Genomic DNA, 15,012 nt, shown 5'->3' on the forward strand with positions numbered 1-15,012 from the left:
GATCTTTGTACCAAATGTATTGATACAAAGAGCCTAGGTCAACCGAGGGTCACGCGAAGTCGGATGCCGTGTACGCCTTCTGCTCCACCAGCACGAGCCAGTTGCCCGAGTTGTCCCGCAGGACCGCCTCCACGCCGTACGGCCGATCCGCGGGCTCCTGGATGTACTCGACGCCGCGCGCCGTCAACTCGGCAAAGGTCTTCCGGCAGTCGTCCGTGGCCAGCCCCACGCCATGCATCGAGCCCTTGGCCATGATCCGCCGGATCCACCCAGCGGACTCCTCGTCCATCGGCGGCCCGGGCAGCATCAGCGCAAGTTCGAGCTCGGGATGGTCGGCCTGATGCACAGTGCACCAGCGGAAGTCCTCGCTGAGCGTGATGTCCTCACCGAGCTCGAATCCGAGCTTCTCGGTGTAGAACGCCTTCGCCTCGTCGATGTCGTTGACGTAGACCGTCACCAGGCTCACGTTCGTGATCACAGTTCCTCCTCCAAGGTCGTGACTACGACGCTAAGCCCCGGACTCCCCCGCCGGCTTCTCCGGAATTGCGGAGTTCAATCCGAGCATGAACACGAAGCATCCCGGGATCCGCGCCCCGGTCTGGGTCCGCTGGTACGTCGTCGGGGTCATCCCCACCAACTCGGTGAACCGCTGCGAGAACGAGCCGAGACTGCTGTACCCGACCAGCCCGCACACCTCGGTCACCGTCAGGTTCGTCGCCCGCAGCAGATCGGTCGCCCGCTCGATCCGCCGCCGGGTCACGTACTGCATCGGCGTCTCGCCGTACGCCGCCGCGAAGCAGCGCAGGAAGTGGTACTTCGAGACGCCCGCCGCGGTCGCCAGCGCGACGAGGTCGAGCGGCTCCGCGTAGTTGCGGTCGGCAACATCCCGGGCCCGTCGCAGATGCGGCAGCAACTCCATCGGTACGACGATCGTCACCGTTCGAGCCTAGCCCCCGCGGAGGAACGACTCCACGACCGCGGCGTACCGTTCCGGCTCCTCGACGTTCGGCAGGTGACTAGACTCCGCGAACACCTGCCAGCGCGCATCCGGGATCAGCTCCGCGTACGGCGACACGCACACGGGCTGCGCCTCGTCGTACGCACCGGAGACAACCAGCGTCGGTACGGCGATCCGCGGCAACCGGTCGACGATCGTCCAGTCCATCAGGCTCCCGACGACGTGGAACTCACTCGGCCCGTTCATCGTGTGATAGACGGTCGGATCCTCCTCGATGGACGCGAACGCCGCCGCGACCTCCGGCGGATTGGGCACTACGCGGCAGACGTGCCGGTCGTAGAACACCTTCATCGCGCCCGCGTACTCCGCAGAGTTCGTCGTCTCCGCCTCCTCGTGTTCGCGCAGCGTCTTCTCCACCTCGGCCGGCAACCCCGCACGCAACAACGCCGCCGCTTCGAGCCACAGCGGCATCGACGCCGGCGAGTTGGAGATCACCAGTCGTCTCAACCCCGCTGGACGCCGCACGGCGTGCTCCGCCGACAACATCCCGCCCCACGACTGCCCCAGCAGGTGGTAGTCGTCCGCAATCCCCAGGTGCTCCAGCAGGTTGTCCAGCTCGTCCAGGAACAGCTCGACAGTCCAGTACGACGGATCCGCGTCCGGCAGATGAGTCGAGTTCCCACATCCCAACTGGTCGTAGTGAATCACGGGCCTGCCTGCCGCGAGCGCAGTCAACGACAGCAGGTACTGATGCGTCGCGCCCGGCCCACCGTGGGCGATCACCAACGGCGTGACTCCACTGCCCAGGTCCCCAGTGATCCGGTACCAGGTCTCGCCGCCGGACAACGGCACCCGGCCTTCACGTGTCGGCGGCAGAATCTCGTACGTCTCGGCGCTGCTCATCACAGTGTCCTTTCAGGCATCGAGCCAGTCCCGCACGTGCCGGCGCAGGAAGTCGAGGTCGGCCGGGATGTCGCGAGGCGAGCCGGCACGATGTCCCCAGATGCTGGGGATCTCCACGAGTTCAGCCGCCCGCAACGAGGCCAGCTCCAGCTCGTTGTCCGCGGTCCGGAAGTAGAGGTCGGTGGCCGAGGGCATCAGCAGCACCCGGGCGGTGATCGCCCCGAGCGCAGCGACCAGATCGTCGTCGAACGGCGTACTGATGTCGGCCTCCAACCAGGTGAGCGCCTGCGCGTACAGGTCGGCGGCGGCGCTCTCGGCGAAGCGATCCACCCAGTCGGTCTGCAGGAACGAGTCCAGATCCGGCGCCCCCAGCACCGACTCGAACAGCCGGGCCCGGTAGAAGTCCTGACTCAGCCCCCACCCGGCGTACACGTGCGCGAACGCGCGCTTGGCGGCGATCGGCTCGGCCGTGAACCGCCCGTTGCCGCAGTACTCGGGAGCGGCTTCGAGGATCCGCAGCAGGCCGGACAGGAAGACCCGGTTGTGCAGCGAGGTCCGTGCGCTCCCGCAGACGACGATCGCCCGCTCGACGAAGCCGGGGTAGAGAGCCGCCCAGTGGTACGCCTGGCCGGCGCCCATCGAGAACCCGTAGGCCGCGGCGAGCCGGTCGATCCCGAACTCCTCGGTGAGCAACCGGTACTGCGCGTGCACGTTGTCCGCCATCGTCACGAGCGACGGGAAGTCCGGGTCCGTCGACGCGCTGGAGGAGAGCCCGTTGCTGAACATGTCCGGTATCACGATGAACCACCGCTCGGGGTCCAGTACGCCGTCGGGCCCGATCAGCCACTCCTGCGTTTCGTGGGTCGCGCCGTAGCTGCAGGGGTAGACGATGACGTTGTCACGGGTCGGCGACAGCGTGCCGTGGGTCTGCCAGGACAGTTGGGCGTCGCGGATGACGCCGCCCCGCTCCGTCTCGAGATCCCCGAGCTTGAAGATCCCGGTCCGCACGGTCGGCACGGTGCTCATGCCAGCACGCCGCTCGGCAGCAGGGCGTGGACTCCCCAGGTCTGGTTGGCGACCTGGGTGATGCGGAGGTCGACCGCAGTACTGGCAAGAGCCAGGGCGGTGCTCTTGTCGACGTCGAGAATGGCCTGCATCCAGCGCACCATCGCGTCCAGGGCGTCGCCGGTCGCGACGTTGAGGTCGGCGTCGAACCCGAAGGTGATCCGGCCGTCCGGAGTCTCCGCGTGGATCGACTCGACCGGACGCGGCTCCCGGACCAGGTCGACCGTCAGCGTCGTCGTCATCGGGCACTCGATCGCCGTACCGCCCACCTCACCGTCGCCTTGCGCGGCATGACCGTCGCCGAGGCTCAGCATCGCGTCCGCGACCGCGACCGGCAGGTAGAGCGTCGAGCCCGCAACCAGAGACTTACAGTCGATGTTGCCACCGCCGAGGGCACGGGGCGGGATCGTGGAATGCTCGCCGGTGTCCTCGGGAACCACCCCGATCACGCCGAGGAACGGTGCGAGCTCACGCGTGAAACCGCCGTTGCAGCGGCCGGTGCCGGCGTCGGGGTCGAGCTCCCAGAGCAGCCACGACGGTTGCTCGGTGACTCCCAGCCGCTCGGTGATCGGCGACTTCAGGGCGCCGGCGACGGTCCAGCCCCACGGGTCGGGAGTGAGGGAGACCAGGTGAACCGCGAGCAGGTCACCGGGTTGTGCTCCCCGGATCGCGATCGGTCCGGTCAGGCAGTGACCGCGCGCCTCGGCAAACATCTTCGGCTGCTGCTCACCGGGGGTCCGCTGCGGTGCCAGGTAGCCCGAAGCATCCAGTGAATGGACGGTCAGCGTGTCACCGGGGTCGATCGTCAGCACCGTCGGCAGCCCGGCGCCGAACACGTCGACGGTGGTCTCCGGGGTGGCGTCAAGCTTGTGGTCCATCGTCTACCTCGCAGGCGTCAGGACGTGAGTGGTCAGGGGGTGGTGGCAGGCGACCGCGTGCAGGCCGTCCGAAGGTTTCAGCACCGGAACCTCCGTCGCGCAGCGCTCCGTCGCCAGCGGGCATCGGGTCCGGAACCGGCAGCCGCTCGGCGGATCGATTGCCGACGGCAACTCTCCGCCGAGGCCTGTCGAACGCCCGACCGCGTCCCGGTTCTTCGCCGCCCCCGGGACGGGGATGGCCTGGATCAGGCCGGCCGTGTAGGGGTGACGCGGTGTGTTGTAGACGTCCTCCCCCGCGCCGAGCTCGACCAACCGGCCGAGGTACATCACCCCGATCCGGTCGGCCAGGTACTTCAGCAGAGACAAGTCGTGCGAGATCACGACGTACGTCTGGCCGTACCGCTCCTGCAGCGACCGCATCAGGTTGAGGATCTGCGCCTGGACCGAGACATCCAGCGCGGACACCGGTTCGTCCGCGACGATCACCTTCGGCCGGAGTGCCAGCGCCCGGGCCATCGCGATCCGCTGCCGCTGACCGCCGGAGAACTCGTGCGGGTAGCGCGCAGCCGCCTCGGGCGGCAGTCCAACCGCGTCCAGCAGCTCGCTCACGGTCCGGCGTCGTTCGCGCCGGGTGCCGATGCCCTGGGCCGCCAGCGGTTCCGCGATCAGGCCGGCCACGGTCATTCGGGGGTCGAGCGCGGCGGCCGAATCCTGGAACATCATCTGGAGATCGCGGCGGCGCTTGCGGAATCCGTTCCGGCTCTGCGCGGACAGATCCCGGCCGTCGAAGCTGACCGAGCCGCTGGTCGGCTGTTCCAGCCCGACCAGCATCCGCCCGAGGGTGGTCTTGCCGCAGCCGGATTCCCCGACGATGCCCAAGGTCTCGCCTGCCCCGATGGTCAACGTCACCCCCGAGACGGCTTGCACGGCCCGCTGCGCGTCGAACGGTCGCTTCGACCGTACCCGGAACCTCTTGTGGACGTCGAAAAGCTGCACGAGCGAGTCGTTCCCACTCGGCTCCGCCGGCCTTCGGTCGACGGCCGCCGCTCCCACGACCGCAGTACGGCCGTCGGCCGGATGAAGGCAGGCGTGAAGGTGATCCGCGCCGACCAGCGCCGGATCAGCACTGCGGCAGTCGTCCTGCGCGAAGGCACACCGCGGAGCGAACCGGCAGCCTGGTGCCAGGTCCAGCAACGCCGGCGGACTGCCGGGAATCGTCGCCAGGGCGGCGTTCCGGTCGAGTTCCAGTGTGGGCATCGCCGCCAGCAACGCCTCGGTATATCGATGCCGCGGCGCCTCGAACAACTCCCGTACGCCGCTCTGCTCGACCACCTGTCCGCCGTACATGACGGCGACCCGGTCGGCGTACTCCGCGATCACGCCCATGTCGTGGGTGATCAGCAGGACACCCATCGACAACTGCGACTTGAGCTCGTCGATCAAGGTCAGGATCTGGGCCTGGATCGACACGTCCAGCGCGGTCGTCGGCTCGTCGGCGATCAGCAGCTTCGGATCGCACATCAGGCCGAGCGCGATCATCACCCGCTGCCGCATCCCACCGGACAGCTGATGCGGATAGTCGTCGAGGCGCTCGCGGGGACGCGGCATCCCTACCAGTCCGAGCACCTCCATGGCTCGCGCCGTTGCCGCCGCCCGGCTGCTGTCGACATGGATCCGGTACGTCTCGCGCAGCTGGCTGCCGATCGTCCGGACCGGGTTCAGCGAGGTCATCGGGTCCTGGAAGATCATGGCCAGCTCGCTGCCGCGCACCCGGCGCATGGCCGGCTCGTCCAGTTCGGTCAGCTCCCGGCCGTCCAGCCGGATCGAGCCGGCGGTGATCGACCCACCAGGCGGCAGCAGCCGCATGATCGACATCCCGGTCATCGTCTTGCCGGACCCGGACTCGCCGACCACTCCGAGGGTCTGCCCGGCCTCGACGGCGAAGCTCACCCCGTCGACCGGCCGGATCCTGCCCTGTGCGGTAGCGATCTCGGTCCGCAGCCCGTTCACCTCAAGCAGACTCATGTGCGATGTCACCTCCGTGACGGGACAGCCGGACGGCGAGCCGGCGGAAGGAGCGCCCGAATCTGACACCGGCTCGTGGATCGAGCACTCGCATCAGGTGGTCGCCGGAGAAGTTCGCCAGCAGGATCGTCGCCATGATCGCCAGCCCGGGAAAGGTCGACAGCCACCAGGCGTCGGCCAGGTTGGTCGCGCCGGCCGCCAAGTCACTGCCCCAGTCCGGCGCCGGCAGCCGGACACCGAGGCCGAGGAAGCTCAACGTGGTCGCCGTCAGAACGCCCCAGCCGATCGCGCTGCTGCCGAGCACGACAACCTCGGTCAGCAGGTTGGGCAGCAGGTGCCGCCACGAGGTCCGCAGCGTGGTGGAACCGAATACCTTGGCCGCCTCGACGTACTCCGCCGTCCGCAGCCGGCGGACCGACGACTCCACCACCCGGGCGAAGCCGGGAGTGAACGCGATCCCGATCGCCAGCACGATGCTACGCACGCCGGAGCCGGCGGTGGCGATCAGGATCAGCGCGATCAGCAGCACCGGCAGGGCGAGGAACACGTCCACCAGACGCATCACCGCGGCATTGAGCCAACGCGGAGCCACCCCGCCCAGGACGCCGATCGCGACGCCCGCGGCGGTGGCAAGCAAAACCCCCAGGAAGCTCGCAATCAGGACCGGACGCGCGCCGTACACGGTGCGGCTGTAGACATCCCGGCCGAGCAGATCGGTGCCGAACAGATGGCTCCCGCTGGGTCCCTCGAGGTGCGCGTCGCTCGTCGCGACCGGGTCGGTGTGGGTGAGTACGTCGGGCGCGATCAGCAGCAGGAGCACCAGCAGGATCGCGAGACCCAGAGCCGCCCATCTCACCCGGCTCACGCGGCGGCCTCCTGCCGGGTGCGTGGGTCGATCGCACCGACGATCAGGTCGACGCCGAGATTGATCACCACGTAGGCGATCCCGATCACGACCACGGCACCCTGGACGACCGGGATGTTCTTGCTCGTGATCGAGGTGGCCAGGAAGCTCCCCAGCCCGGCCCGGCCGAAGATCACCTCGGTGATCGCGGCACCGGTCAGGATGTTGCCGAACTGCAGCCCGATCGTGGTGACCGCCGGCACCGAGGAGTTCCGCAGTACCTGCCGCAGGAGCACCCGCACCTCGCCGCTGCCGCGCGCCCGGGCGGACTTCACGTAGTCGCTGCGCATCTCGTCGATCACCCGGCCGCGGACGAGCCTGGTCAGGATCGCCGCGTAGCCCCAGCCCAGCGAAACCGCCGGCAGCACCAGGCTCTTCGCCGTACCGTCGTCGATCGCGGACAGCAGGTGCAGCCGGACGCTGAACACCAGCACGAGCAGCAGCGCCAGGAAGAAGTACGGAACCGCGACGCCGACGAACGAGATCCACCGCGCCACAGTGTCCAGGATCGAGCCGGGCCGCATCCCCGCGACCAGTCCCAGTGGTATGCCGACCAGCACCGCTACCAGCATCGAACTCGCGGTCAGGATCAGCGTGCTCGGGGCCCGGGACAGTAACTCGTAGGCCACCGAGTTCTGCGTCAGGAACGAGGTACCGAGGTTGCCGTGCAGCAGGTTGACCGCGAAGTCCGCGTACTGCCGCCACAGCGGCTCGTCCAGCCCGAGCTGCTGTCGCAGCGTCGCGATCTGCTCCGGTGACGCGTTCGCGCCGTACAGGATCACCTTGGCCGGATCACCCGGTACGACGTGCACCAGGACGAAGGCGATCAGCGTGATACCGATGACGACCGGGATCGCGGCGCCCAGCCGGCGCACCACGAACAGCGTCATCAGCCGAGCGTGGCGCTGTGGAACGCCAGGTAGCCGTTCAGGGTTTGGTGCAGGTTCCGCACCTTGGGCGAGAGCGTGAACGCTCCGGCCACATCCCACAGCGGGAGATACATCGAGTCCTGCATCAGCTTCTGGCCGACCTGTTCGTACAGGCCGTTGCGGGTCGCGTCGGCGGCGGTCGAGTTCGCCTTGGCGATCAGCTTGTCCACCGCGGGGTTGGCGTAGTGCGACCAGTTGAAGCCGGACTGGATCGCGTTCGAGTTGACCCAGATGTTGAGCAGGTACGGGTCCGCGCCGTAGTAGCCGAACGAACCGAGATTGTGTACGCCGGAGTTGAAGCTGGCCTGCGCGGTGGCGAACGGCTGCACGCTGGTGTTCGAGCTGAACCCGACCTTCTGCAACTCCGACACCACGAACTGGGTCGGCAGCTCCAGTCCGCCGCCGCTGAACAGGATGATCTCGAGGTTCAGCTTCTGGCCGTTCTTGGTCCGGGTGCCACCGTCACCCGCTTTCCAGCCGGCCTGGTCGAGCAGCTTGCCGGCCTTGTCCGGATCGTAGGAGTAGGTCTTGGAGGCCGCTGCGCTGAAGCCCGGCGTGATCGGGGTCAGCACGTTGTGCGCGGGCTTGTACACGTCGTACAGGACGTTCTTCACGAGCGCGTCCTGATCGACGGCGTACATGATCGCCTGCCGCACCATCGGGTCGTCGGTCGGCGGTTTCGTCACGTTGATGGGCATGCCCAGCGGGGTTCCGATCGAGGGCACCAGCAGCTGCTGGTACTTGCCCGACTTCTGGGCCGCGGAGATGTTGTTCGGCGGCAGGTTCATCGCGATCTGCAACTGCCCGCTCTGCAGCGCGTTGTAGCGGCCGCTGTCGTCGGTGACGATGCGGAAGACCAGCTTGTCCAGCTTCGCCGGGCCGTCGCCCAGGGCCTTCGGCCCCCAGGTGTACTTCGGATTCTTCAGCAGCGTCAGCTGGCTACCGGGCTGGTAGCTCTGGAAGGTGAACGGGCCGGTCCCGACCGGGTTGTTCCCGAATCCGATCGGCCCGTACTTCGCCAGCGCGGCGGGTGAGGAGATCCCGAAGTTGCCGGCCGCCTGCTGATGCAGGAAGGACGCGTTCGGCGCGGTGAAGACGATCTGCACGGTGTAGTCGTCGAGGATCTTGGTCTCCTTGTACGGCCCGAGCGCGCCGAGACCACTCTTGGACTTGGTCTTCGGGTCGACCACGTGGTCGTACGTCGCCTTGACCGCCTTCGCGTCGAACGGCGTCCCGTCGTGGAACGTGACGCCCTTGCGCAGCTTGAAGGTGTACTTCGACGCGTCGGGCGAGATCGTCCACGACTCGGCCAGCCCCGGGTGGAACGCGGCCCCGCCGTTGCCGTCAGGCAGCCAGTAGACCAGCGGGTCGAACAGCGCGAACGAGATCAGCAGGGTGAGCGCGAGCCCGGTGGCGCCCGGGTCGAGCGTGTCGGGGGCGGCGTTGATCCCCATCGTCAACGTGCCTCCGCCGGCGGAGGTGGCCGCGGACGAGGTGTCGTCGCCGCAGGCTGTGACCATCGGGGCGAGGCCGACCCCGGCGGCAAGGCCGCCGCCCCAGCCGAGCAACCTCCGGCGGGTGATCTGACCTGGAAGTGTGTGGTTCATGGACGGGCTCCTTGGGCAGGAACGAAGAGCTGTTCCGTATGTTGTATACGGTCTCTGCTACGTCCATGTTTCGCCGCGGGCACGGGGTGGTTTCGTCTCGGCGCTTCAAGCCCGTGGCGACTGTCGCCGTTCGCCTGTAAAACAACGGGAATGTGCTGCTCGGCGCAGGAGATCCGGAGGAACCGACGCGCCGGAGCGGGAAGGACTGCGGTCGAGCGCTGTATACGGTGTCTTGGTCAGCTGAGGTCAGCGCTGTATACGGAGTCTCGGTCAGCTGAGGTCGTGGAGCGGCTCAGGCGGCTCCAGGTGCGGACGGAGCGCGTTGCGGACGCTGAGCACGTGGTGACGCGCAGCCGCCTCGGCCAGGTCGGGATCGCCCGCCGCGATCGCCGCGATCAGGCCGTGGTGCTCGTCCCACGCGGCCGGGTTCTGCAACGGGGCACTCTGCCGCAGCAACCACTGACCTCGCTTCACCATCGGGATCGCGAGCGCGATCAGGTAGTCGTTCCTTGTCAGTTCGAAGACGAGCGAGTGCAGCTCTGTGTGCAGGGTGGACAAGACGTCGAGGTCTTGCTCCGGTCCGGACTCGCGAACCAGGTCGAGAATGGCCCAGGCCCTTGCGATCAAGTCGGTTTCGGGATCACCGACGGACGCAGCCAGCCGGGCGCCGAGCGGCTCCAGCGCGAGCCGGACCTGGAAGAGGTCCTCGGCTTGCTGGGCCGACAGCTTCGCCACGAAGGCACCCCGCCGGGCCGCGACGTCCAGGAATCCCTCGGCCTCCAGGACCCGCATCGCCTCCCGGATCGGGTTGCGGGACACCCCCAACTGCTGGGCGAGCCGGTCTTCGACCAGGCGCTCTCCAGGCGGCAACGAGCCGTCCAGGATGAGGCGCCGCAACTCCGCAGCGACAACGTCGCGCAACGGCCGATGCCCCTCGCCGACCAGAACCGGGTTCGTACTCACCCGGTTCATCGTATACGAACGAGGGTCTTTCGGTCTGGGCCGAAGGTTTGGCGATCGCCCGCGGGCCGGGCGAGGCTGGCTCGCATGAGAGTCGGACAAGGTGGCAACGGACCGGGACCGCTCACACCGGACGGCAGCGCGGTCGAACTCTACGAAATCACGCAGGTGCACGGCGAGGACGAGCTGATCAACGCCGCGATCGACCCGGGCAGCAGCATTCTCGAGCTCGGCTGCGGGACTGGGCGGATCACCCGGCCGCTGCTCGCCCTCGGGCACCGGGTGCTCGCCGTCGACGAGTCGGCGGACATGATCGCCCGAGTCACCGAAACCGAGACGATCTGCTCGACGATCGACGAGCTGAGGCTGGACAGGCAGTTCGACGTCGTACTGATGATGTCGTTCCTGATCAACGTCGCCGACGACGCGGAACGCCTGCGCTTGCTACAAACCTGCGCCCACCACGTCCGCCCCGGCGGCTCGGTGATCCTCCAGCAGCAGACTCCGGGCATGCTGCGCGGCCCGGCCGTGATGGTGAACGAGCAACGCAGGATGGAAATCTCCGACGTCGAGGAACTCCCCGGCAACCGCCAGGCCGCGACGCTGACGTACACCATCGACGGCAAGACCTGGTCGCAGCGGATCCTCACCCAGAACCTCTCCGAGGACGACCTCGCGGCCCAGCTCGCCGAAGTCGGCCTGCAACGCACCGACTACCTCACCCCGGACAAGACCTGGCTCCGCGCACAACCCACCTGACACAGTCACCGGCTGTCGTCGTCGGTGGGTGGGCGGCCGCGAACCCGGGTGGGGCGGACGGCGTTCACGACCTTGGCCACCGCCGTCACCAGGAACAACTGGCCGAACAGCATCTCGGTGACGGCGAGGCTCTGCCCCGGGTTCTTCGCCGGGACGAGGTTGCCGTACCCGGTCGTGGTCAGCGTCGTGAACGAGAAGAACAGGTCCTGGGAGATGTTGCCCTCCCCCTGAGTCCCGAAGAACGGACCGTGCTGCAACGCCCCCACCGCTTGGTAGGCGAACGCGAACGCCATACCGAGCATCAGGTACGCGGCGATCGCACCCAGCAAGGTCTCGATGTCCACGGCCGGTCGGAGTACCAGATGGCGGACGATGACGCCTGGTGCGATCAGGTAAAGCAGGCCGCAGGTCACCGCGATGAGTCCGCCTCCGGGGGGCTCGCCGGGGACGAACAACTGCAGGATCGCCACCGCGGCCGAGGCGACCAGGACCGCGCTGGCGACGGCGCGGAGACGGCGGCGGGCCTGCGAGGCGTGAAGCGTCGTCCAGATGGTGCCGATCTGCACGAACAGCACCAATGACAACGCCCACGTCGCCGTGACCGTCGCCGACACGGCGTAGGTGACCAGAATGAGCACCAGCACCAGGCCATAGCTGTCGGGCGAGCCGAAGACGTCGCGCAGCCGTCTGGTGCGGCGGCGCCGTGGTCGCTGCACGTGCTCGTCGGGGTAGTCCACCACGCTTTCGAGGACACCTGACGCGGGTCGCCGTGGCATCACCCCGCCCGGGTGACATGGGAAGAACTCGGTGGCTCCGGCGAGGCTGATGCCGGGTCGGCCGGACGCGCGCGGTCCGGCCGACCCGGCCCAGCGGCGGCCTACTCCGCCTTCTTCTCCTTGGGCTCAGCCTTCTCCGGCTTGGCGTCGACGCCGGCCTCCTTGCGCTGCTCCGGCGTGATCGGCGCCGGCGCGGAGGTCAGCGGGTCGAAGCCGCCGCCGGACTTCGGGAACGCGATCACGTCGCGGATCGACTCGGTGCCGGCCAGCAGTGCGGTGATCCGGTCCCAGCCGAACGCGATCCCGCCGTGCGGCGGCGCGCCGAACTTGAACGCGTCGAGCAGGAACCCGAACTTCTCCGAGGCCTCCTCGTCGCTCAGCCCCATCACCTTGAACACGCGTTTCTGCACGTCCTCGCGGTGGATACGGATCGAGCCACCACCGATCTCGTTGCCGTTGCAGACGATGTCGTACGCGTACGCCAGCGCCGATCCCGGGTCGGTGTCGAACGTGTCCATCGAGTCCGGCTTCGGCGACGTGAAGGCGTGGTGTACGGCGGTCCACGCGCCGGACCCGACCGCGACATCACCGGCGGCCGTCGCGTCGTCGGCCGGCTCGAACAGCGGCGCGTCGACGACCCACACGAACGACCACGCCGACTCGTCGATCAGGCCGCCACGACGGCCGATCTCCAGCCGGGCCGCACCGAGCAGTGCCCGCGACGACTTCACCGGACCCGCGGCGAAGAAGATGCAGTCGCCCGGCTTCGCGCCGACGTGATCGGCGATACCCGCGCGCTCCTCCTCGGACAGGTTCTTCGCGACCGGCCCGGCCAGCTCGCCATCCTGGCCGACGAGGACATAAGCCAGCCCGCGAGCGCCACGCTGCTTGGCCCACTCCTGCCAGGCGTCCAGCTGCTTCCGCGGCTGGTCGGCGCCACCGGGCATCACCACGGCGCCGACGTACGGCGCCTGGAAGACCCGGAACGGGGTGTTCTTGAAGTACTCCGTGCACTCGACCAGCTCGAGGCCCATCCGCAGATCCGGCTTGTCGGAGCCGAAGCGCGCCATCGCCTCGCCGTACGTCATCCGCGGGATCGGCGTCTGCACGTCGTACCCGACGAGCTTCCAGAGCGCGGTGAGGATCTCCTCGGACAGCGCGATGATGTCGTCCTGGTCGACGAAGCTCATCTCGATGTCGAGCTGGGTGAACTCCGGCTGCCGGTCGGCGCGGAAGTCCTCGTCGCGGTAGCAGCGGGCGATCTGGAAGTACCGCTCCATGCCGGCCACCATCAGCAGCTGCTTGAACAGCTGCGGCGACTGCGGCAGCGCGTACCAGCTGCCCGGCTGCAGACGGGCCGGCACCAGGAAGTCGCGAGCACCTTCCGGCGTCGACTTGGTCAGCGTCGGCGTCTCGATCTCGACGAAGTCGTGCTCGGCCAGGACCGTACGGGCGGCCTGGTTCACCTTGCTCCGCAGACGGATCGCCGCGCCGGGACCCTGGCGACGCAGGTCGAGGTACCGGTACTTGAGGCGGATCTCCTCGTTCACCGGGGTCGCGTGGTGCTCCTCGACCGGGAACGGCAGCGGAGCGGCCTCGTTGAGCACCTCGACCTCGGTGGCGATGACCTCGATCTCGCCGGTCGGGAGGTTCGGGTTGGCGTTGCCCTCCGGCCGCGGCGACACCTCGCCGACGACCTTCAGGCAGTACTCCGACCGCAGGCCGTGCGCGGCGTCCTCGTCCCGGATGACGACCTGGACGGTGCCGGACGAGTCGCGCAGGTCGATGAACGCCACGCCGCCGTGATCGCGCCGCCGCGCCACCCAGCCCGCCAGGATCACGGTCTCGCCGGCGTCGGATGCGCGCAGCGAACCTGCGGAACGGTTACGGATCACGAGTTCTCCCTGTGCGATTCAATACTGTGCGTTTCGATACTTGGACGTAAGTCTTCGACCGGCGGGGCCCAGGTGGCAGCGTCCGCGGGCACCTGCTCGCCGCTGCGGATGTCCTTCACCTCGGGCCCGTTCTCGGTGCTGAACCAGACGAACGGGATCCCGCGCCGATCCGCGAACCGGATCTGCTTCCCGAACTTCGCCGCCGCCGGGGCGACCTCGACCGGAATCCCGCGACTCCGCAGCTGGATCGCAGTACGCATCGCTTCGGCTCGATCGTCCTCGGAGTTCAGGGCGATCACCACGGCCGTCGGCGTACTCCGGCTCGCCTTCAGCAATCCCTTGCTGATCAACCGGTGCACCAGCCGCGACACCCCGATCGAGATGCCGACGCCCGGGTACGTCGTCTTGCCGTCCGACGCGAGCGAGTCGTACCGCCCGCCGGAGCAGATCGACCCGTATCCCTCGTCGCCGATCAACTGCGTCTCGTAGACCGTGCCGGTGTAGTAATCCAGCCCGCGCGCGACCTTCAGATCGGCCACCAGCAGGCCGGGAGCGTGCTCGTTCGCAGCCGTCATGATCTGCGACAGCCGCTCGAGCCCTTCGTCGAGGATCTCGTGCTGTACGCCGAGCGCACGCACCTGATCCGCGAACGACGCGTCGGTCGACGAGATCTCCGCGAGCCGCAGCACCTGCTTGGCCGTCTCCGCGGACAGACCGGCGGCGGTCAGCAGGTCGGTGACCTTGTCCGGGCCGATCTTGTCCAGCTTGTCGACGATCCGGAGCGCGCCGGTGATGTCCTCGATGCCGAGACCGCGGTAGAAGCCCTCCGGGATCTGGCGGGTGTTCACCTGGATCCGGAACGGCGGGATCGGCAGCTTGCGGAACGCATCCGCGATCACCAGCGGCAGCTCGACCTCGTAGTGGAACGGCAGCTCGCCGCTGTCGATGATGTCGATATCCGCCTGCGTGAACTCGCGGTACCGGCCCTCCTGCGGGCGTTCGCCGCGCCAGACCTTCTGGATCTGGTAGCGACGGAACGGGAAGGTCAGCTTGCCGCTGTGCTCCAGCACGTACCGCGCGAACGGCACGGTCAGGTCGAAGTGCAGTCCGAGGGCCGCGTCCTCGTCGGCACCGGCGGCAAGTCGTCGTACACCGTAGATCTCCTTGTCGGCGTCCTCGCCCTGGTTGGACAGACGCTCGACCGGCTCGACCGCACGGGTCTCGATCGACGCGAAACCGTGCAGCTCGAACGTCTCCCGGATGGTGTCGAGGAACTGCAGCTCCACGATTCGATCCGACGGTAGAAATTCTGGGAACCCGCTAAGCGGGCTGATTTTACTCATTTGGCCTTGC

The 15,012-nt window shown here is 68.0% G+C and carries 14 protein-coding genes; 1 reads left to right on the top strand and 13 read right to left on the bottom strand.

Annotated features, from left to right (window positions below):
* Positions 1–49 precede the first annotated feature (49 nt).
* The 10 genes from EV653_RS14205 to EV653_RS14250 form a co-directional block, all read right to left on the bottom strand.
* A complete protein-coding gene (locus tag EV653_RS14205; protein WP_134102710.1) occupies positions 50–478 on the bottom strand; it encodes a VOC family protein in 429 nt (142 codons plus the stop codon).
* Between the two features lie 30 nt (positions 479–508).
* Positions 509–937: a helix-turn-helix domain-containing protein gene (locus tag EV653_RS14210; protein ID WP_134102713.1), complete on the bottom strand. Its 429-nt coding sequence runs from the start codon at positions 935–937 to the stop codon at positions 509–511.
* A gap of 9 nt (positions 938–946) precedes the next feature.
* Positions 947–1,861: a proline iminopeptidase-family hydrolase gene (locus EV653_RS14215; RefSeq protein WP_134102716.1), complete on the bottom strand. Its 915-nt coding sequence runs from the start codon at positions 1,859–1,861 to the stop codon at positions 947–949.
* Between the two features lie 12 nt (positions 1,862–1,873).
* Positions 1,874–2,887: an alpha/beta fold hydrolase gene (locus EV653_RS14220; protein ID WP_134102720.1), complete on the bottom strand. Its 1,014-nt coding sequence runs from the start codon at positions 2,885–2,887 to the stop codon at positions 1,874–1,876.
* Positions 2,884–3,804: an acetamidase/formamidase family protein gene (locus EV653_RS14225; protein WP_134102723.1), complete on the bottom strand. Its 921-nt coding sequence runs from the start codon at positions 3,802–3,804 to the stop codon at positions 2,884–2,886. The genes EV653_RS14220 and EV653_RS14225 overlap by 4 nt, the downstream gene beginning before the upstream one ends.
* Positions 3,805–3,807: 3 nt before the next feature.
* Entirely contained in the window at positions 3,808–5,829 is a 2,022-nt protein-coding gene (locus tag EV653_RS14230) for a dipeptide ABC transporter ATP-binding protein (RefSeq protein WP_134102726.1), read from the bottom strand.
* The gene (locus tag EV653_RS14235; RefSeq protein WP_134102728.1) at positions 5,816–6,694 is read right to left on the bottom strand and encodes an ABC transporter permease; all 879 of its coding nucleotides are present in this window, start codon (positions 6,692–6,694) and stop codon (positions 5,816–5,818) included. The genes EV653_RS14230 and EV653_RS14235 overlap by 14 nt, the downstream gene beginning before the upstream one ends.
* A complete protein-coding gene (locus tag EV653_RS14240) occupies positions 6,691–7,623 on the bottom strand; it encodes an ABC transporter permease (protein ID WP_134102731.1) in 933 nt (310 codons plus the stop codon). Before EV653_RS14240 ends, EV653_RS14235 begins: the two co-directional genes overlap by 4 nt.
* Entirely contained in the window at positions 7,623–9,269 is a 1,647-nt protein-coding gene (locus tag EV653_RS14245; RefSeq protein ID WP_134102734.1) for an ABC transporter substrate-binding protein, read from the bottom strand. Before EV653_RS14245 ends, EV653_RS14240 begins: the two co-directional genes overlap by 1 nt.
* A 270-nt stretch (positions 9,270–9,539) precedes the next feature.
* Complete coding sequence (locus tag EV653_RS14250; RefSeq protein WP_166679388.1) at positions 9,540–10,232, bottom strand: GntR family transcriptional regulator; 693 nt, start codon at positions 10,230–10,232, stop codon at positions 9,540–9,542.
* A gap of 84 nt (positions 10,233–10,316) precedes the next feature.
* Here EV653_RS14250 and EV653_RS14255 point away from each other — a divergent pair, with 84 nt between their 5' ends.
* Positions 10,317–10,988, top strand: a complete 672-nt coding sequence (locus EV653_RS14255) for a class I SAM-dependent methyltransferase (protein ID WP_166679389.1) — start codon at positions 10,317–10,319, stop codon at positions 10,986–10,988.
* 5 nt (positions 10,989–10,993) lie between these two features.
* Here EV653_RS14255 and EV653_RS14260 read toward each other — a convergent pair whose 3' ends face one another.
* The 3 genes from EV653_RS14260 to hisS form a co-directional block, all read right to left on the bottom strand.
* Positions 10,994–11,728 (bottom strand): ion channel, encoded by a 735-nt coding sequence (locus tag EV653_RS14260; protein WP_166679390.1) that lies wholly within the window; start codon positions 11,726–11,728, stop codon positions 10,994–10,996.
* A 137-nt stretch (positions 11,729–11,865) separates the two neighbouring features.
* The gene (aspS, locus tag EV653_RS14265; RefSeq protein WP_134102746.1) at positions 11,866–13,659 is read right to left on the bottom strand and encodes an aspartate--tRNA ligase; all 1,794 of its coding nucleotides are present in this window, start codon (positions 13,657–13,659) and stop codon (positions 11,866–11,868) included.
* Positions 13,656–15,002, bottom strand: coding sequence for a histidine--tRNA ligase (gene hisS / locus EV653_RS14270; RefSeq protein WP_134102749.1), 1,347 nt, complete (start codon positions 15,000–15,002; stop codon positions 13,656–13,658). Before hisS ends, aspS begins: the two co-directional genes overlap by 4 nt.
* Between the last annotated feature and the right edge of the window lie 10 nt (positions 15,003–15,012).

It is taken from the genome of Kribbella pratensis, from assembly GCF_004365355.1.
Taxonomy (GTDB): Bacteria; Actinomycetota; Actinomycetes; order Propionibacteriales; family Kribbellaceae; genus Kribbella.